Below are 242 nucleotides of genomic sequence, written 5' to 3' on the forward strand. Positions count from 1 at the left end.
GCCAAGGTGCTCAATGCCAGCTGGCAGCGCTGCCGCGTCCACTTCATGCGCAACGCGTTGGCGCATGCCGGCAAGAGCGGACGGCGTGTCGTCTCCGCCTTCATTGCCACAGCATTCGCACAGGACGATGCCGAGGCCGCGCGAACCCAGTGGCGCAAGGTCGCCGACCAGCTCCGGCCAAAGCTGCCGAAGCTGGCCGGCTTCCTCGACGAGGCCGAGACCGACGTGCTGGCCTACATGAC

1 protein-coding gene is annotated in these 242 nt (G+C 67.4%); it reads left to right on the forward strand.

Going from position 1 to position 242, the window contains the following annotated elements:
* The coding region (locus AC0L2O_RS37375) for a transposase (RefSeq protein ID WP_473373271.1) at positions 1-242 on the forward strand (242 nt) is incomplete at both ends.

The organism is Bradyrhizobium sp. Kon10, from assembly GCF_055807395.1.